Origin of the sequence: Rhodobacter sp. TJ_12 (assembly GCF_020023995.1) — a bacterium.
In the GTDB taxonomy this organism is placed as follows: domain Bacteria; phylum Pseudomonadota; class Alphaproteobacteria; order Rhodobacterales; family Rhodobacteraceae; genus Rhodobacter.
Map to the genome: position 1 here is coordinate 78,364 of NZ_NRRD01000001.1, position 17,910 is coordinate 96,273.

The window sequence follows — 17,910 nt, forward strand, 5'->3', positions numbered from 1 at the left end:
GCGATGGACAAGAACGCAGGGCAAAAGCGCACGGCAAGCGCCTTTCTTTATCCGCCGGTCGAACCCTTCGATCAGCGGCTGCTAGACGTCGGCTTCGGCCATCAAATCTATGTCGAGCAATCGGGCCATCCGCAAGGGCGCCCGGTGGTGGTCTGCCATGGCGGGCCGGGCGGCGGCTCAAGCCCGGCGATGCGGCGCTATTTCGACCCGGCACACTACCGGATCATTCTTTTCGACCAGCGCGGTTGCGGGTTGTCGAAACCACATGCTTCGGTCAGCCATAACACGACATGGGATCTGATCGCGGATATGGAGCGAATCCGCACCGATCTGGGCATCGATAGCTGGATCGTTTTTGGCGGCAGTTGGGGGGCGACGCTGTCGCTGCTTTATGCGCAAACCTATCCTGACCGGGCGCAGGCCTTGGTGCTGCGCGGGGTGTTTTTGGCGCAGCGCTCGGAGCTGGAGTGGTTTTATGGCGGCGGCGCGGGGCAGTTCTTCCCCGATCTGTGGACTCAGTTCATTTCGCCTATTCCCGATGGCGAACGCCATGACATGATCACTGCCTATCAAAAACGGCTGTTTTCGGGCGACTATCTGCAAGAGGCGCGTTTCGCCCGGCATTGGGCGATGTGGGAAAATGCGCTCGCCTCGGTCGATTATGATGGCTTCTCCGGCGAGGCGCCGCCCGATTACGCCCATGCCTTTGCCCGGATCGAGAACCATTATTTCTCCAATCACGCGTTTTTGGAGGAAGACGGGCAGATCCTGCGCGACCGCCATCGGATCGAACATGTCCCGGCCACGATCATTCAAGGGCGGATGGATATGATCTGCCCGCCGATCTCGGCATGGCGGTTGGCACGGGGCTGGAAGAAATGCGATTTGCGGCTGGTGCCCGCGGCAGGCCATGCGCTGAGCGAGCCGGGGATCACCGCCGCTTTGGTGGCAACGATGGACCGGATGCGCCGCTAGCACAGCGTGCGGCGGCGCAAAGCGGCGGACCCTTTGACAGAAAGCTTGCAACCCGGGGGGGATTCGCCTATATGCACTTCAACAGCGGCGTATCGAGGTCCAAACTCGGTACCCACCGGAACTATGTCGCGGGCCGCTTAGGCCCGTTTTTTGTTTTTCAGGGATCGGAACATGACCGACCTAATCGCCAAGACCGCCATCGACCGGCGCCTGGCAGAGATTGTCGGCCCCACCATCGAGGGGCTTGGCTTCGAACTTGTGCGCATCCGGTTGCAGGGGGGCAAATACCCTTTGTTGCAGATCATGGCAGACCGGCCCGAGGGCGGGATAGATGTCGATGATTGCGCGGCCATCTCGACCGCCGTTTCGGCCGTGCTGGATGTCGAAGACCCGATCGAGGAAAAATACACGCTTGAAGTGTCTTCCCCCGGGATCGACCGGCCGCTGACGCGGCTGAAGGATTTCGATGTCTGGGAAGGCTATGAGGCGCGTCTTGAAACCGCCGAGCAGATCGACAGCCGCAAACGCTTCAAGGGTGTTTTGCACGGCACCGAGGGTGACGAGGTGCTGATCGAGATCGAGGAGCAGGGCGAACAGGTCATCATCGGCCTGCAATTCGATTGGCTCAGCGATGCGAAACTGATCCTGACCGAAGAGCTGATCGCCGAAATGCTGCGCCAGAAGAAGGCCGCCGGTATCGTTGACGAAACCAAGTTCGACGAGATCGAAACCGAAGACGATACAAAGACCCCCGACCAAGATCCCGACGAGGAGACCTGAGAGATGGCAATTACCTCTGCCAACCAGTTGGAACTTCTGCAGACTGCCGAGGCCGTTGCCCGCGAGAAGATGATCGACCCCGACCTGGTGATCCAGGCGATGGAAGACAGCCTCGCCCGGGCCGCCAAGTCGCGCTATGGGGCAGAAATGGACATTCGCGTGTCTATCGACCGCAAAACCGGGCGTGCCACCTTTACCCGTGTGCGCACCGTGGTCGAGGATGATGCGGTCGAAAACTATCAGGCCGAGCTGACCGTCGCGCAGGCTAAGCAATACAAGAGCGATCCGCAGGTCGGCGATGAAATCATCGACGAAGTGCCGCCGGTCGATCTGGGCCGGATTGCGGCGCAATCGGCCAAGCAGGTGATCTTGCAAAAGGTCCGCGAAGCCGAGCGCGACCGCCAGTTTGAAGAATTCAAGGACCGCAAGGGCACGATCATCAACGGCGTGGTCAAGCGCGAGGAATACGGCAATATCATCGTCGATATTGGTCGCGGCGAGGCGATTCTGCGCCGTAACGAAAAGATCGGCCGCGAAAGCTATCGCCCGAACGACCGGATCCGCGCCTATGTCAAAGACGTGCGCCGCGAAACCCGTGGCCCGCAGGTCTTCCTCAGCCGCACCGATCCGCAGTTCATGGCGGAACTCTTCAAGATGGAAGTGCCGGAAATCTATGACGGCATCATCGAGATTCGCGCTGTGGCCCGCGATCCGGGATCGCGCGCGAAAATCGCCGTCATCTCGAACGACAATTCGATCGATCCGGTCGGCGCCTGTGTCGGTATGCGCGGTTCGCGCGTGCAGGCCGTCGTGGGCGAATTGCAGGGCGAGAAGATCGACATCATCCCGTGGAACCCCGATGCGGCGACCTTCCTTGTGAACGCGCTGCAACCGGCCGAGGTCGCCAAAGTTGTGATCGACGAAGAAGCGGGCAAGATCGAGGTTGTCGTGCCCGACGAGCAGCTTTCGCTTGCTATCGGTCGGCGTGGCCAAAACGTGCGTCTGGCCAGTCAGCTTACCGGCCTTGATATCGACATTCTGACCGAGGCTGAAGAATCGAGCCGCCGTCAGGCCGAATTTGCCGAGCGCACCAAGCTCTTTGTCGATGCGCTTGATCTGGATGAATTCTTCGCCCAGCTTCTGGTGGCCGAAGGCTTCACCAATCTTGAAGAAGTGGCCTATGTCGATGTCGACGAGCTTCTGGCCATCGAAGGCGTGGACGAAGGCACCGCCGAAGAACTGCAAGCGCGTGCCCGCGACTACATCGAAGAACAGAACCGCAAGGCCATTGAGGCCGCGAAAGAGCTTGGGGTCGAACAGTCGCTGTTTGACTTCGAGGGTCTGACGCCCCAAATGATCGAGGCGCTGGCCCGTGACGACGTGAAGACGCTGGAAGACTTTGCCACCTGCGCCGATTGGGAATTGGCAGGCGGCTGGACCACGGTCGACGGCTCGCGCGTCAAGGATGACGGTATTCTCGAGAAATTCGGCATGACGCTGGAAGAGGCGCAAGCGCTGATCATGACGGCACGCATCCAGCTTGGCTGGGTCGATCCGTCGGAACTCGAGGTGGCCGAGGAAGAAGAAGACACCGAGGAAGAAACCGAGGAATAAGATGAGCCGCGGAGGCCGGGACAAGGAACGCGAAGAAGCTGAACGGCGTTGCATCGTAACAGGCGATGTGGCGCCGAAGGCTGGACTTGTGCGTTTCGTGCTTGGCCCCGATGGCATGATCTACCCGGATCTGGCCGAAAAGCTTCCCGGCCGGGGTATCTGGGTCACCTCGGAGCGTGCAGTGCTGGAAAAAGCGGCCTCGAAGGGGCTGTTTTCCCGCGCTGCAAGGTCGCAGGCACAATTGCCCGAAGGCTTCATCGACATGGTCGATGCGGGTCTTGCACAACGGGTGATTGAGCTGATTTCGCTGTCGCGCAAGGCGGGCGATGCGGTCTGCGGCTTTGAAAAGGTCAAGGACTGGCTGGCGGAAGGGCGTGCGAAGGTGCTGTTGCAGGCATCGGACGGATCTGACCGCGGCAAGGGCAAACTCTGGACTCCCCCGGGCGGGCGCTGGTTCGGCTGTTTGACCGCCTCGGAATTGGGTTTGGCTTTTGGCCGCGACCGTGCGATACACGGCGCGCTTGCGGCTGGCGGACTCACCCCGCGTGTGATTAGAGAAGCGGCAAGGCTTGCGGGATTGCGCAAGCAGGACGGCGGCCAGACCGCCATGAAGGATACGAAGACGGCATGAGCGATACGGACGGCAAGAAACCCCTCGGTCTCGGCGGCGCGCGCCCCGGTTCGGTGAAGCAAAGCTTCAGCCACGGGCGCACGAAGAACGTCGTGGTCGAGACCAAGCGCAAGAAGGTCATGGTGCCCAAGCCTGGTGCGGGGGCGTCCTCGAAATCGTCGGGCTCGCCGGCGCTGGGCGACCCGTCGCGTCGCCCCGCGGGCATTTCCGATGCCGAGATGGAGCGCCGCCTGAAGGCGTTGCAAGCCGCCAAAGCCCGTGAGGCTGAGGAAGCTGCGCAGCGCGCCGCCGAGGAAAAGGCCCGCGAAGAAGAACGCGAACGCCGCCGCGCCGAGGCCGAGGCCAAGGAACGCGAAGAGCGTGAGCGCGAAGAGGCGCTGCGTCTTAAGCAAGAAGAAGAAGAGCGCAAGGCCCGCGAGGCGGAACTGCGCGCCCAACGCAAAGAAGAGGTCCGCGCGAAACCGGCCCCGAAAGCCGCAGCTCCTGCCGACCCGGCCGCTGCCGAGGCTGCTGCTGCGCGCGCCGCCACGAAGGGCGTGAGCACCACCGGCCCGCGCAAGACCGACCGCGATCGCGATGATCGCAACACCCAAAACGACCGCAATTCCAAGGGCAAGGGCGACGAAGGCCGTCGCTCGGGCAAGCTGTCCTTGCGCGAGATCGAGGGCGAGGGCGGGCGTCAACGTTCGCTCGCCGCGATGAAGCGCAAGCAGGAAAAAGCGCGGCAAAAGGCGATGGGCTACGGCCAGAAAGCCGAGAAGGTGGTGCGCGAAGTGCAGCTTCCCGAGACCATCGTGGTTTCGGAGCTGGCCAACCGTATGGCCGAGCGCGGCGCCGATGTCGTCAAGGCGCTGATGAAGATGGGCATGATGGTTACTGCCAACCAGACCATCGATGCCGATACCGCCGAACTGATCATTGAGGAATTCGGCCACCGCGCGGTGCGCGTGTCGGATGCCGATGTGGAACAAGTGATCGACAGCGTGCAGGACAAGGACGAAGATCTTGTCGCGCGTCCGCCGATCATCACGATCATGGGCCACGTCGACCACGGCAAAACCTCGCTTTTGGATGCGATCCGCAACGCCAATGTGGTGTCGGGCGAAGCCGGTGGGATCACCCAGCACATCGGGGCTTATCAGGTCACGACCGAGTCGGGGGCAGTGCTGAGCTTCCTCGACACGCCGGGCCACGCGGCCTTCACCTCGATGCGCTCGCGCGGGGCACAGGTGACCGATATCGTCGTGCTGGTTGTGGCCGCAGACGATTCGGTGATGCCGCAGACGATCGAGGCGATCAACCACGCCCGGGCCGCCGATGTGCCGATGATCGTGGCGATCAACAAATGCGATAAGCCTGCCGCGAACCCGCAAAAAGTGCGCACCGAGCTTCTGCAGCACGAAGTTGTGGTCGAGGAAATGGGCGGCGAGGTGCAGACGGTTGAGGTTTCGGCCAAGACCGGCAAGGGCCTTGATACCCTGCTTGAGGCGATTGCGCTGCAAGCCGAAATCCTTGAACTGCGCGCCAACCCCAACCGTTCGGCGCAAGGCGCGGTGATCGAAGCCAAGCTGGATGTCGGCCGTGGCCCGGTGGCGACGGTTCTGGTGCAGCATGGCACCCTGCGCCGCGGCGATATCTTTGTCGTCGGCGAGCAATGGGGCAAGGTCCGCGCGCTGATCAACGACCGTGGCGACCGTGTTGAAGAGGCGGCCCCCTCGGTTCCGGTCGAGGTGCTGGGTCTCAACGGCACGCCCGAAGCGGGCGATGTGCTTAACGTGGTGGAAACCGAGGCGCAGGCGCGTGAAATCGCCGATTACCGGACCCAAGCTGCGAAAGACAAGCGCGCCGCCGCAGGGGCCGCGACCACGCTGGAACAGTTGATGGCGAAGGCCAAGGCCGATGAAAACGTCGCTGAACTGCCGGTGGTGGTGAAGGCTGACGTGCAGGGCTCGGCCGAGGCGATCGTGCAAGCGCTTGAGAAGATCGGCAACGAAGAGGTGCGGGTGCGCGTCATCCACTCCGGCGTGGGGGCCATTACCGAAAGCGATATCGGTCTGGCCGAGGCGTCGGGGGCCCCCGTGATCGGCTTCAACGTCCGGGCAAACGCGCCGGCGCGGGCTGCGGCGAACCAAAAGGGCGTCGAAATCCGGTACTACTCGATCATCTATGATCTGGTTGACGACATCAAAGCCGCCGCTTCGGGCTTGCTCAAGGCGGAGGTGCGCGAAACCTTCATCGGCTATGCCTCGATCAAAGAGGTGTTCAAGGTGTCGGGCGTCGGCAAGGTTGCCGGGTGTCTGGTCACCGAGGGCGTGGCACGCCGTTCGGCCGGTGTGCGTCTGCTGCGTGACAACGTGGTGATCCACGAGGGCACGCTGAAAACGCTCAAGCGCTTCAAGGACGAGGTCAAGGAAGTGCAATCCGGTCAGGAATGCGGCATGGCCTTCGAGAACTACGAAGATATTCGCGCCAATGACGTGATCGAAATCTTCGAACGCGAAGAAGTCGAGCGCCAGCTTTAAGCGCGCAGGCCCGGTTTACGGATCGGGCCTGATGTCGAGAATGTTTCGGAAAAAGAAACAGGGGGGCCAAGGCCCCCCTTTATTCGTTGCGCGAGTGGTTGGGTTGCGAAGATCAGGCAGATTTCCGCAGCACCGGCTTGCCGGCGTAAAGACGCTCACCAACACGCACCACGATTTTGCCGTTTTCGAGCTGGTTTTCAAAGGTCCCTTGCACGGAGACACAGCTGCCCACAACGATGGTACGAAGCATGAAACATCCTCCTAGGACTGGTTTTCACAAGGGATCTTAGTCACTATTTCTTGATAAAGTGCAAATGCAAAAGTAGCGCAGGGGTGAATTTTTTATAGTTTTGTTGCGTAGCGCGACGTTCTGGCGCATGAAAATTTCTGCAACGCGGCGATTGTTGCCCAAATTGCTGCAATGCAGCCTTAAAGCCAGTCTTGTAGAACGGGAATCAAGGGCTCATCCGCAGCGGGCATCGGATAGTCTCGCAATTGCCCCGGGAACACCCAAGCCAGCCGTTGACCTTCGCGCGACTGCACGCGGCCTTCCCAGCGGCGGCAAGCGAAAACCGGCATCAACAGGTGGAACGTGTCATAGCTGTGGCTAGCAAAGGTCAGCGGCGCGAGGCAGCTATGCCAGGTATCAATGCCCAGCTCTTCGTGCAATTCGCGGATCAGCGCGGCCTCGGGTGTTTCCCCTGGCTCAACTTTGCCGCCCGGAAACTCCCACAGGCCCGCCATGGGTTTCCCCTCGGGTCGTTGGGCCAGCAGCACGCGCCCATCCACATCGATCAGCGCGACCGCGCTGACCAGCACCATCTTGCCCGGCGCGGGCGGCGCCGGAGTGCCGGGACCGCAGCCCCCGCTCACGACCGGTAATCCGCGTTGATGTCGATATAGCGATGCGTCAGATCACAGGTGAAGACCGATTTCGCGGCTTCGCCGAGACCAAGATCGATGCCGATCACCAATTCCTGCCCCTTCATATAGGCGCTTGCAGCCTCTTCGGAGTAATCGGGCACGCGCCAGCCGTTTTCGGCCAGCACCATATCGCCAAACGAAATGCGCAGCAGGTCGCGCTCCGCCTTGGCACCCGATTTGCCCACGGCGGCCACGACCCGGCCCCAGTTCGCATCCTCACCCGCGATCGCGGTTTTCACCAGCGGAGAATTGGCCACCGCCATCGCCACTTTATGTGCATCGGCGGCGGTTTCAGCCCCGCTCACGCGGACTTCGACGAATTTCGTCGCGCCCTCGCCATCGCGCACCACCTGATGGGCCAGATCCATCATCACATCGCGCAGCGCAGCCTCGAAATCCTTGGCAATCCGGGCGCGCAGATCGGTGATCTCGGGCGCGGCGGATTGGCCCGTCGCCGCAAGGATCAACGCATCCGAGGTCGAGGTATCGCTGTCGACAGTGATCGCATTGAACGTGTCATCCACCTGACGCGCGAGCATCTTTTGCAACAGCTTCGCGGGGATCTTTGCGTCGGTGAAGATATAAACCAGCATCGTCGCCATATTGGGCGCGATCATGCCAGAGCCTTTGGCGATGCCGGCAATGCGGATCGGACCTTCGTCCGTTTGCACCTCGGCACAGGCGCCTTTGGGGAAGGTGTCGGTCGTCATGATCGCGCGGGCGGCGGCTTCCATTCCATCCGCGGCCAGCGCCTGCACCAGGCCCGGCACGGCGGCGGTGATCTTGTCATGCGGCAGCGGCTCGCCAATCACCCCGGTAGAGGAGGAAAACACCCGGCTGGCCGGAAGATCAAGCGCCGCCGCAACGGCCCCGGTCACCGCCTCAACCGAGGCTTGGCCCAGTGCGCCGGTAAAGGCATTGGCATTGCCCGAATTGACGATGATGGCGGCCCCGGCGGTGTCCTCGACCGGCCCTGCCAGCTTGTCTTGGCAGTCAAAGACACAGGCGGCTCGGGTGGATGAGGTGGTGAAGACCCCGGCCACCGCGCTGCCCGGCGCAAGGCGCGCCAGCATCACATCCGTGCGCCCGGCATAGCGCACCCCGGCAGCGGCGGCGGCGAATTCCACCCCTGCGATCTGCGGAAGTTTCGGGAAGCTTTTGGGGGCAAGCGGCGACACCAAGGCCGCCGGTTTGACCGAGGCGGCGACCTCGGCCACCTCTTCGCGCAATTCGGCCACGGCTTCTTCGGACACATTGCCCAGCTTTGCCTTCAGGCCCTTGACCTTGGCTTTCAGCTTTTCGACCCGCGCCTCAAGCTCTTTTTTCTTGCCCATCGTTTTGCTCCGCCTGTGCCCTTTGACCTTACTCTGCGCCCGTCAGTTTCGGGTCTTTCAGCACGGCGGGGTCAATCCCTTCAACATGCTTTTCCACCTCGGCTTCGGCCACCGTATCGCGCACCCGGTCCTCGACCGCTTGCTGGCGCAGATCGCCCGCCAAATCTTCGGAGGCTTCATCCAGCGACGGGGCCGCGCCCAGACGGCTTTCGATCAGCCGCACAACATGCCAGCCGTATTCGGTCTGCACCGGGCCCTTGACCTCGCCATCCTTCATCGCCGCCACGGCCTCGGCAAAGGGTTGCACCATCTGCTCCAAGCCGAACCAGCCCAAATCGCCGCCATTCGCGGCCGCGCCATCTTGAGATTTTTCCTTGGCCACTTCGGCAAAATCGGCGCCGCCTTCGATCTCGGCCAAAATTTCTTCGGCCTCTTCCTTGGTGGGCACGATGATGTGGGCCGCATGGAATTCGCGCGTGGGCTCGGCCTGTGCGTATTTCGCATCATAGGCTTCTTGCAGCGTTTCGGGGGTCACCGCGCGGCGCGCCGTGTAATCCAAAAGCATTCCGGCCAGATAGGCGCGCCGGTCAACCTCAAGGGCGATTTCATCGCGATGGGTCATCATGCCCTCGCCAATTTCGGCCAGCGCGGTTTGCTGGATCAATTGATCCAAGACGCCGTTGAACAGCAGTTCATCGGGCAGTTGCAGATATTCGGGCGGCAGCCCGTCGCGCACCGCAACCATCATGCCCAGCGTGATTTCCGTGCCATTGACCGTGGCCACCACCGTATCGGGGCCCAGATCCTTGTCCGCCGTTTCGGCAAAGGCCGCGCCCGAAAGGCAAGCGATCACGGCGCCAGCGCCCAGAAGTTTGGTGAAATGCGCCATCTCGTCTTCTCCCGCAGGGCCGCGGCACCCCGCGGCGTTGACACTCGGACGGCTGCCCCTTACATCGCCAAGGGTCCTGTGAAGGCAGATCCGCCCCTTATCCGCTTGATGTTCTACGAGCGGGAAGGGGGTGCGGCAAGGCCGCATTTCACACGATTTGGTCAGTCGAACCCGCGGAGAGAAAATGCTGGGCCTCGGATATATTGGAAGAAAGCTTTTCGGCACGCCGAATGACCGCAAAGTGAAGCGGACCCGCCCCCTCGTGGCGCAGATCAATGCGTTGGAACCCGAATTTGAAAAGCTTAGCGACGAAGGCATCATCGCCAAGACGCGCGAATTGCAAAAGCGCGCGCAATCGAGCGAGGATCTTGATGCGCTGTTGCCCGAAGCCTTTGCCAACTGCCGCGAGGCAGCGCGCCGCGCGCTTGGCCTGCGGGCCTTTGACGTGCAGCTTGTCGGCGGCATCTTCCTGCACCAAGGCAATATTTCCGAGATGAAAACCGGCGAGGGGAAAACCCTTGTCGCCACCTTCCCGGCTTATCTGAACGCGCTTGCGGGCAAGGGCGTGCATGTCGTCACGGTGAACGATTATCTGGCCAAGCGCGATGCGGAATGGATGGGCAAGGTCTATTCCCAGCTTGGGCTGACCACCGGTGTCGTCTATCCGTTCCAAGGGGACGAGGAAAAACGCGCCGCCTATGCCGCCGATATCACCTATGCCACCAACAACGAGCTGGGCTTCGATTATCTGCGCGACAATATGAAAGCCTCGGTCGCAGAGATGTATCAGCGCGATCACTTTTACGCCATCGTCGACGAGGTGGACAGCATCCTGATCGACGAGGCGCGCACGCCGCTGATCATCTCGGGTCCGTCGCAAGACCGCTCCGAGCTTTACATGACGTTGGATGCCTATATCCCGCTGCTGGAAGAAGAGCATTACACGCTGGATGAAAAATTCCGCCGCGTGACCTTTACCGAGGAAGGCAATGAATTCCTCGAACAAAAGCTGCTTGAAAGCGGGCTGTTGCCCGAAGGCCAATCGCTTTACGACCCCGAAAGCACGACCATCGTGCACCATGTCACGCAAGCGCTGGCCGCCCATAAGCTGTTCCACAAAGATCAAAACTATGTCGTCACCAATGACGAGGTGGTGTTGATCGACGAATTCACCGGCCGGATGATGAAGGGCCGTCGCCTATCCGAAGGCCTGCATCAGGCGATCGAGGCAAAGGAACGGGTCACGATCCAGCCCGAAAACGTCACCCTGGCCTCTGTCACGTTCCAAAACTACTTCCGGCTTTACAACAAGCTGGGTGGCATGACCGGCACCGCGGTGACCGAAGCCGAGGAATTTGGCGATATTTACGGGCTCGGTGTGGTTGAAGTGCCGACCAACCGCCCGGTGGCGCGTAAAGACGAACATGACCGCGTCTACCGCACCGCCAAGGAAAAATACGCTGCCGTGATCGAGGCGATCAAGGGCGCGCAGGCCAATGGCCAGCCGACGCTGGTGGGCACGACCTCGATTGAAAAATCCGAGATGCTGTCGGAAATGCTGACCGCCGAAGGGATCACGCACAACGTGCTCAACGCGCGCCAGCACGAGAAAGAGGCGATGATCGTTGCCGAAGCCGGGCGTCTGGGCGCGGTGACCATTGCCACCAACATGGCCGGGCGCGGCACCGATATTCAGCTTGGCGGCAATGTGGAAATGCAGGTTCTGGCCGAACTGGCGGCCAACCCCGAGGCAAACCCCGACGAAGTGCGCGCCCGGATCGGGGCAGAGCATGCGACCGAAAAGCAAAAGGTGATCGAGGCCGGGGGGCTGTTTGTTCTGGCCACCGAACGCCATGAAAGCCGCCGCATCGATAACCAGTTGCGGGGCCGGTCTGGGCGCCAAGGCGACCCGGGCCGTTCCTTGTTCTTCCTAAGCCTTGAAGACGATCTGATGCGTATCTTCGGATCGGACAAGCTGGAAGGTGTGCTGTCGAAACTGGGCATGAAAGAAGGCGAGGCGATCATTCACCCGTGGGTGAACAAATCGCTGGAACGCGCGCAGGCCAAGGTCGAAGGCCGCAACTTCGACATGCGCAAGCAATTGCTGAAATTCGACGATGTGATGAACGACCAGCGCAAGGCGATTTTCAGCCAGCGCCGCGAGATCATGGAAACCCCGGAAATCGGTGAAATCGCGCGCGATATGCGCCTTCAGGTGATCGAAGACCTCATCGACGATTTTGCCCCGCCGAAATCCTATGCCGATCAATGGGATGTCGAAGGGCTTCAGGCCGCGTTCCTTGAAGGGCTCAATATCGAGCTTCCGGTCGCGCAATGGGCTTCCGAAGAGGGCGTGGACCAAGAAGTGCTGAACGAGCGCGTGGTCGAGGCGGTCGATGCTTATATGGATCAAAAAACCGAGGCTTTCGGTGCCGACACCATGCGGCAGATTGAAAAGCAGGTTTTGCTGCAGACGATCGATGCGAAATGGCGCGAGCATCTGGTGACGCTGGAGCATCTGCGCTCGGTCGTTGGGTTCCGCGGCTATGCGCAGCGCGATCCGCTGTCGGAATACAAGACCGAGGCGTTCCAACTGTTTGAAACCATGCTTGACGGTCTGCGCGTCGAGGTGACTAAGCGGCTGGGCCAGATCCGCCCGATGACCGAAGAAGAACGGGTGGCTGTGATGGCCGAACAGGGGGCCGCAGCGGGGGGCTCTGCCACCACTGCCGATGCGCCCAAGGCCGATGACGTCACCGCGGCCCCGGCCAACCCCGCCGCGCGTCCGGGCTTTGACGAATCGGACCCTTCGACCTGGGGGGACCCGGCCCGCAATGATCCGTGCCCTTGCGGCTCGGGTGAGAAGTTCAAGCATTGCCACGGTCGTCTGGGCTAAGGCAAATGCGGCACAAACAGGGCGGCGCGGGCAAGGCCTGCGCCGCCCTTTGCATATCTCGAAGGATTTGCGCGGCTGTTAACCAGATGTTGACCATGTGGTGCGGTGCCAGTTCGGAAACAATGCCTCGGTTCGGCCCAAACCTTGCCCCGATCCGCCTTTAGCCTGATGCCAATCAGATGAGAGGGGCCGGGTATGAAACCACTTCACAAAATCATCCTTGTCGGCACCACCTTTGTTCTGGCGGCTGCCACGGGTCATGTGATGCAGAATTCTGCGCAATACGGGCTGGAGCCGGGCACCGCCGCACCGCAACAGGCGGCGCAGTCCGCCCAAGCGGCACCTGTGCAATTGGCGCGTCAGGTGCGGGCCGCGCCCGATTTGCCGATGCCGCCCGCGATGCGGGCGCCGGGCAGGTTGCCCGACCTTGGGGCGTTGCCGCAGGACGGGGCCCAGACCGGCGGCTTTGCCGCAATAGCGCCAGCGGCTAATACCACGGATCCGAGTGGCACCGATACGGCTGAAGCCGCCGAACCTGCCTGCGCCGCGCCACAGCTTACCGCAGAAGCCGCGCCCATGGCTTCTGTGCGCCTGACCGTCGTTGCGCCCTGCCAGCCTTCCTTGGCGACCGATATCCGCACCGAGGGGCTACGGTTGCCGATCGTTCTGTCCGACGAGGGCCGCTGGAGCGGTATCGTTCCAGCCCTGTCCACAGAAGCGGTTTATGCGGTGATGCTGCCAAAGGGCACGATGCCCGCGATGGCGCAGGTGGCCGTGCCCGATGTGGCCGAGGTGAACCGGATCGCGATCACGATCGGCAATGCCCCCGGGTTCGCCCTGCATGGCTATGAATACGGCTCCATGCCCGATGGGGCGGGCGATGTTTCGCTGGCCAATCCGCGCGACGCGATGACCGCTCTGGGCGGCTGGATGATGGCGTTTGATGCGCCCGGGGCCCGGATGCCGGTGCAAATCTACACCGTCCCGGCGTCAATGAGCGATGTGCGGCTTGCGCTTGAGCTGCCGGTCACCGCCCAAACATGTGGTGGGACAAAGGTCGGGGCTGTGCTGCGCCAGATGGCGGGCCGGATCGAAGATGACACGGTGCTACGCCTTGAGATGCCCGCATGCGATGACGGCGGGGGCTATGTGCTGATGCCCCTGCCCGATTTCCCGGTTTCGCTCGCCACGGCCGGTTAGGGGCTTAAAGTAGCCCTTCTGCGCGAAAGCTCAGCTCGCGCCCCTTGCCGATCACAAGGTGGTCATGCAGCACAAGCCCCAGCGCCTCGGCGGCGCGGTGGATTTGCAGTGTCATGGTGATATCGGCCTGCGAGGGTGTGGGGTCGCCCGAAGGGTGATTGTGCACCAAGATCAGCGCCGAGGCATCCAGTTCCAGCGCGCGTTTGACCACCTCGCGCGGGTAGACCGGCACATGATCGACCGTGCCGCGCGCCTGTTCCTCATCGGCAATCAGCACATTCTTGCGGTCCAGATAGAGCACGCGAAATTGTTCGGTGGTGCGATGCGCCATCGCGGTGTGGCAATATTCGACCAAGGCTTGCCACGAGGACAAAACCTGCCGTTGCAGCACGCGCGATTGCGCCAGCCGGTGTGCTGCCGCCTCGACGATTTTCAACTCTTGCACCACGGCGGGGCCAACGCCCTGCACGTCGGTCAGCCGCGCGACGGGTGCCGAAAGCACTTGGCCAAAACCGCCAAAGGTGTCGAGCAAGTGCCGCGCGAGTGGCTTCACATCCATTCGGGGAAGCGCGCGAAACAGGATCAGTTCCAAAAGCTCGTAATCGGGCATCGCAGCAGCGCCGCCCCCCATAAACCGTGCACGGAGGCGTTTGCGATGATCGGCGATATAAGAGGGCAGGCGATCCGCGCCAAGCGCGACCGGCTTGGCCTCGTCAAGGTCACCGAAAAGCGGCAAGGGCCGCTCACCAAGTTTGGGATCGCGGGATGTCATAAGCGAAAGCTTGCGCCCGCAGGGTAAATGAAAGGTTAATGCGCGCAGGCGGCATTAATGAAAGGGCGCCCGAAGGCGCCCGATCTTATCCTTTCATCGTATCCCAGAAGCTTTTGACCTTCTTGAAGAAAGAAGCCCCTTCGGGATTATTCTCGGCCTGGATCCGCTCGAATTCCTCCAGCAGTTCCTTTTGCCGCCCGGTCAGATTGACCGGCGTTTCCACGGCCAGTTCGATCACCATATCGCCCAAGGTGCCGCCGCGCAGCGCGGGCATCCCCTTGCCACGCAGGCGCATTTGCCGCCCCGACTGGCTGCCCACCGGGATTTTGACCTTGGAGCGGCCCCCGTCGATCGTGGGCACTTCGACCTCTCCGCCCAGCGCGGCGGAAACCATGCTGACCGGCACGCGGCAGAACAGGTTCACCCCCTCGCGCTGGAACAGCGTGTGCTCGCGCACCTCGATGAAGATGTAAAGATCGCCCGCCGGGCCACCGCGCAGCCCCGCCTCGCCTTCGCCGGCCAAGCGGATGCGTGTGCCGGTTTCCACCCCCGCAGGGATATTGACCGAGAGCGTGCGTTCTTTCTCGACCCGGCCCGCGCCATGGCAGGAGCGGCAGGGGTTTTTCACCACTTGGCCTTGCCCGCCACAGGTGGGGCAGGTGCGCTCCACCGTGAAGAAGCCGTTTTGCGCGCGCACCTTACCCAAGCCTGAACAGGTCGGGCAGGTTTGCGGCTCGGCCCCACCTTCGGCCCCAGTGCCGTTGCACGAATTACACGGCGCAGACCCCGGCACGGTGATGGTTTTCTGTGCGCCCTTGAACGCCTCTTCCAGCGTGACGCGCATATTGTAGCGCAGATCAGAGCCACGCGTGGCGCGCGACCGCCCGCCACCCGGACCCGCACGCCCGCCCATGAAATCGCCGAACAGATCTTCGAACACATCCGAGAAGGCCGAGGCAAAATCGCCCTGCCCACCCGCACCATAAGGCCCGCGCGGACCGCCGCCGCCCATGCCACCCTCGAAGGCCGCATGGCCAAAGCGGTCATAGGCCGCTTTCTTTTCGGCATCCTTCAGCACGTCATAGGCTTCGTTCGCTTCTTTGAACTGCGCCTCGGCGTTGGGATTGTCCTTGTTGCGGTCGGGGTGGAGTTCTTTCGCCTTCTTGCGATAGGCCTTCTTGATCTCCTCGGCCGAGGCGCCCTTCGACACCCCAAGAACCTCGTAGAAATCACGTTTTGCCATTGCAGAACCCCGCTATGAGAACATGGCAGCGGGCCCCGCCGGGGGGCCCGCCAAACAGGTTCCGGCGCTTATTTGCGCTTGTCTTCACCCATGTCCTCGAAATCGGCGTCGACGATATCGTCATCCACCGAACGCGGGCCGTCTTCTTCCTCGGCCGCGGCGGTGTTGCCGCCCTCGGCTTCGGCTTGCGCTTTGTAGATCGCTTCGCCCAGTTTCATCGCGGCATCGGTCAGGTTTTGCACCGCGCCTTTGATCTTGCCGGGTTCATCGGTCTTGAGCGCTTCTTCCAGCGCGTTGCAGGCCAGTTCGATCGCTTCCACGGTCGAGCTGTCGACCTTGTCGCCATGCTCTTCGAGCGATTTGCGGGTCGAATGCAGCAGGCTTTCGCCTTGGTTGCGGGTTTCGACCAGTTCTTTGCGGTTCTTGTCGGCCTCGGCATTGGCTTCGGCGTCTTTGATCATCTTGTCGATGTCATCATCGGACAGACCACCCGAGGCTTGAATGGTGATCTGTTGCGATTTGCCGGTGCCTTTGTCTTTGGCCGACACGCTGACGATGCCGTTCGCGTCGATATCGAAGGTGACTTCGATTTGCGGCACGCCGCGCGGCGCGGGCGGGATGTTCTCAAGGTTGAACATGCCCAGCATCTTGTTGTCGGCGGCCATTTCGCGCTCGCCTTGGAACACCCGGATCGTCACGGCGTTCTGGTTGTCTTCGGCGGTCGAGAAGACTTGGCTTTTCTTGGTCGGGATCGTGGTGTTGCGGTCGATCAGGCGGGTGAACACCCCACCCAGCGTTTCGATGCCCAGCGACAGCGGGGTCACGTCCAGCAGAACCACGTCTTTCACGTCGCCTTGCAGCACGCCCGCTTGAATGGCCGCACCAAGCGCCACAACCTCATCCGGGTTCACGCCTTTATGCGGCTCTTTGCCGAAGAATTTGGTCACTTCCGCAACCACTTTCGGCATCCGGGTCATACCACCGACCAGAACCACCTCGTCGATCTCGTCCTTCGACACACCGGCGTCTTTCAGTGCGGCGGCGCAGGGCTTGAGCGAGGCTTTGATCAGATCATCCACCAAGCTTTCCAGCTTCGCACGGGTGAGTTTCATCACCATGTGCAGCGGCGTGCCGGTTTTCGAATCCATCGAGATGAACGGCTGGTTGATCTCGGTCTGGCTCGAAGAGGACAGTTCGATCTTGGCTTTCTCAGCGGCTTCTTTCAGGCGCTGAAGGGCCATCTTGTCTTTGGTCAGATCGACGCCATGCTCTTTCTTGAACTCCTCGGCGAGGTAGTTGACGATCCGCATGTCGAAGTCTTCACCGCCAAGGAACGTGTCCCCGTTGGTGGATTTCACTTCGAACAGGCCATCGTCGATTTCAAGGATGGTGATGTCGAAGGTGCCGCCGCCAAGGTCATAGACGGCGATGGTTTTGGTGTCTTTTTTATCAAGGCCATAGGCCAGCGCGGCGGCGGTCGGCTCGTTGATGATGCGCAGCACTTCAAGGCCGGCAATCTTGCCCGCGTCTTTGGTCGCTTGGCGTTGCGCGTCGTTGAAGTAGGCAGGCACGGTGATCACGGCTTGCGTGACGCTTTCGCCCAGATAGCTCTCGGCGGTTTCTTTCATCTTTTGCAGAATCACGGCCGAGATTTGCGAGGGCGAATATTTCTCGCCTTGCACTTCAACCCATGCGTCGCCATTGCCGCCATCCACGATGGAATAGGGCACAAGCTTTTTGTCTTTTTCGACTTCCGCATCGGTGGTACGGCGCCCGATCAGGCGTTTCACCGCGAACACGGTGTTCGACGGGTTGGTGACGGCTTGGCGCTTTGCGGGTTGGCCCACAAGGCGCTCGCTGTCGGTGTAAGCAACGATCGAGGGCGTCGTGCGCGCCCCTTCGGCGTTTTCGATCACGCGGGGCTGCGACCCATCCATGATGGCAACGCAGGAGTTCGTGGTCCCGAGGTCGATCCCGATGACTTTGGCCATTTCAATACCTCTTCTTTCGGCGACAGGTGAGGACGGGTCCCATCAGGCCCCCGGCCCCAATCCCAAGGTTTCACTTTGGCCTGGCCCGGCTGGTCCGGTCCGGCTTGGGGGCTATATAGGGAGGGGAAATTTGCCCTGC

Annotated in this window: 14 protein-coding genes; 7 read left to right on the plus strand and 7 right to left on the minus strand. The window is 61.6% G+C overall.

Annotated elements, in window-relative coordinates; genetic code table 11:
• The first annotated feature begins 3 nt into the window (after positions 1–3).
• The 5 genes from pip to infB all read left to right on the plus strand — a co-directional run bounded on the left by pip (position 4) and on the right by infB (position 6,522).
• A complete protein-coding gene (pip, locus tag CKO11_RS00375) occupies positions 4–975 on the plus strand; it encodes a prolyl aminopeptidase (RefSeq protein ID WP_223631787.1) in 972 nt (323 codons plus the stop codon).
• A 171-nt stretch (positions 976–1,146) separates the two neighbouring features.
• A complete protein-coding gene (gene rimP / locus CKO11_RS00380; RefSeq protein ID WP_223631788.1) occupies positions 1,147–1,755 on the plus strand; it encodes a ribosome maturation factor RimP in 609 nt (202 codons plus the stop codon).
• Between the two features lie 3 nt (positions 1,756–1,758).
• Complete coding sequence (gene nusA / locus CKO11_RS00385) at positions 1,759–3,369, plus strand: transcription termination factor NusA (protein ID WP_223631789.1); 1,611 nt, start codon at positions 1,759–1,761, stop codon at positions 3,367–3,369.
• A 1-nt stretch (position 3,370) separates the two neighbouring features.
• Positions 3,371–4,000 carry an RNA-binding protein gene (locus CKO11_RS00390; protein ID WP_223631791.1) on the plus strand — a complete coding sequence of 210 codons (630 nt, stop codon included), beginning with the start codon at positions 3,371–3,373 and terminating at the stop codon, positions 3,998–4,000.
• Positions 3,997–6,522 (plus strand): translation initiation factor IF-2, encoded by a 2,526-nt coding sequence (gene infB, locus CKO11_RS00395; protein ID WP_223631792.1) that lies wholly within the window; start codon positions 3,997–3,999, stop codon positions 6,520–6,522. The genes CKO11_RS00390 and infB overlap by 4 nt, the downstream gene beginning before the upstream one ends.
• Before the next feature lie 112 nt (positions 6,523–6,634).
• Here infB and CKO11_RS00400 read toward each other — a convergent pair whose 3' ends face one another.
• The 4 genes from CKO11_RS00400 to CKO11_RS00415 form a co-directional block, all read right to left on the minus strand.
• Positions 6,635–6,772 carry a hypothetical protein gene (locus CKO11_RS00400; protein WP_223631793.1) on the minus strand — a complete coding sequence of 46 codons (138 nt, stop codon included), beginning with the start codon at positions 6,770–6,772 and terminating at the stop codon, positions 6,635–6,637.
• Positions 6,773–6,951: 179 nt separating this feature from the next.
• On the minus strand, positions 6,952–7,344 hold the full coding sequence (locus tag CKO11_RS00405) for a (deoxy)nucleoside triphosphate pyrophosphohydrolase (RefSeq protein WP_223632330.1): 393 nt from the start codon (positions 7,342–7,344) through the stop codon (positions 6,952–6,954).
• 47 nt (positions 7,345–7,391) lie between these two features.
• Entirely contained in the window at positions 7,392–8,780 is a 1,389-nt protein-coding gene (gene argJ, locus CKO11_RS00410; RefSeq protein WP_223631794.1) for a bifunctional glutamate N-acetyltransferase/amino-acid acetyltransferase ArgJ, read from the minus strand.
• Between the two features lie 28 nt (positions 8,781–8,808).
• Positions 8,809–9,669 (minus strand): peptidylprolyl isomerase, encoded by an 861-nt coding sequence (locus CKO11_RS00415; protein ID WP_223631795.1) that lies wholly within the window; start codon positions 9,667–9,669, stop codon positions 8,809–8,811.
• A 184-nt stretch (positions 9,670–9,853) separates the two neighbouring features.
• On the opposite strand from CKO11_RS00415, the gene secA reads away from it, so the two are divergent.
• Positions 9,854–12,565, plus strand: coding sequence for a preprotein translocase subunit SecA (gene secA, locus CKO11_RS00420; protein WP_223631796.1), 2,712 nt, complete (start codon positions 9,854–9,856; stop codon positions 12,563–12,565).
• Positions 12,566–12,760: 195 nt separating this feature from the next.
• Complete coding sequence (locus tag CKO11_RS00425; RefSeq protein WP_223631798.1) at positions 12,761–13,765, plus strand: hypothetical protein; 1,005 nt, start codon at positions 12,761–12,763, stop codon at positions 13,763–13,765.
• A 4-nt stretch (positions 13,766–13,769) separates the two neighbouring features.
• Here the strand turns inward: CKO11_RS00425 and radC are convergent, their stop codons facing one another.
• The 3 genes from radC to dnaK all read right to left on the minus strand — a co-directional run bounded on the left by radC (position 13,770) and on the right by dnaK (position 17,771).
• Positions 13,770–14,537 (minus strand): RadC family protein, encoded by a 768-nt coding sequence (gene radC, locus CKO11_RS00430; RefSeq protein WP_223631800.1) that lies wholly within the window; start codon positions 14,535–14,537, stop codon positions 13,770–13,772.
• Positions 14,538–14,622: 85 nt separating this feature from the next.
• Complete coding sequence (dnaJ, locus tag CKO11_RS00435) at positions 14,623–15,780, minus strand: molecular chaperone DnaJ (RefSeq protein WP_223631802.1); 1,158 nt, start codon at positions 15,778–15,780, stop codon at positions 14,623–14,625.
• 68 nt (positions 15,781–15,848) lie between these two features.
• Entirely contained in the window at positions 15,849–17,771 is a 1,923-nt protein-coding gene (gene dnaK, locus CKO11_RS00440) for a molecular chaperone DnaK (RefSeq protein ID WP_223631805.1), read from the minus strand.
• Positions 17,772–17,910: the final 139 nt, after the last annotated feature.

Bases quoted from the DNA above. Each gene is read 5' to 3' on its own strand.
- pip (WP_223631787.1), top strand. From the start codon at position 4: ATGGACAAGAACGCAGGGCAAAAGCGCACGGCAAGCGCCTTTCTTTAT.
- rimP (WP_223631788.1), top strand. From the start codon at position 1,147: ATGACCGACCTAATCGCCAAGACCGCCATCGACCGGCGCCTGGCAGAG.
- nusA (WP_223631789.1), top strand. From the start codon at position 1,759: ATGGCAATTACCTCTGCCAACCAGTTGGAACTTCTGCAGACTGCCGAG.
- CKO11_RS00390 (WP_223631791.1), top strand. From the start codon at position 3,371: ATGAGCCGCGGAGGCCGGGACAAGGAACGCGAAGAAGCTGAACGGCGT.
- infB (WP_223631792.1), top strand. From the start codon at position 3,997: ATGAGCGATACGGACGGCAAGAAACCCCTCGGTCTCGGCGGCGCGCGC.
- CKO11_RS00400 (WP_223631793.1), bottom strand. From the start codon at position 6,772: ATGCTTCGTACCATCGTTGTGGGCAGCTGTGTCTCCGTGCAAGGGACC.
- CKO11_RS00405 (WP_223632330.1), bottom strand. From the start codon at position 7,344: ATGGTGCTGGTCAGCGCGGTCGCGCTGATCGATGTGGATGGGCGCGTG.
- argJ (WP_223631794.1), bottom strand. From the start codon at position 8,780: ATGGGCAAGAAAAAAGAGCTTGAGGCGCGGGTCGAAAAGCTGAAAGCC.
- CKO11_RS00415 (WP_223631795.1), bottom strand. From the start codon at position 9,669: ATGGCGCATTTCACCAAACTTCTGGGCGCTGGCGCCGTGATCGCTTGC.
- secA (WP_223631796.1), top strand. From the start codon at position 9,854: ATGCTGGGCCTCGGATATATTGGAAGAAAGCTTTTCGGCACGCCGAAT.
- CKO11_RS00425 (WP_223631798.1), top strand. From the start codon at position 12,761: ATGAAACCACTTCACAAAATCATCCTTGTCGGCACCACCTTTGTTCTG.
- radC (WP_223631800.1), bottom strand. From the start codon at position 14,537: ATGACATCCCGCGATCCCAAACTTGGTGAGCGGCCCTTGCCGCTTTTC.
- dnaJ (WP_223631802.1), bottom strand. From the start codon at position 15,780: ATGGCAAAACGTGATTTCTACGAGGTTCTTGGGGTGTCGAAGGGCGCC.
- dnaK (WP_223631805.1), bottom strand. From the start codon at position 17,771: ATGGCCAAAGTCATCGGGATCGACCTCGGGACCACGAACTCCTGCGTT.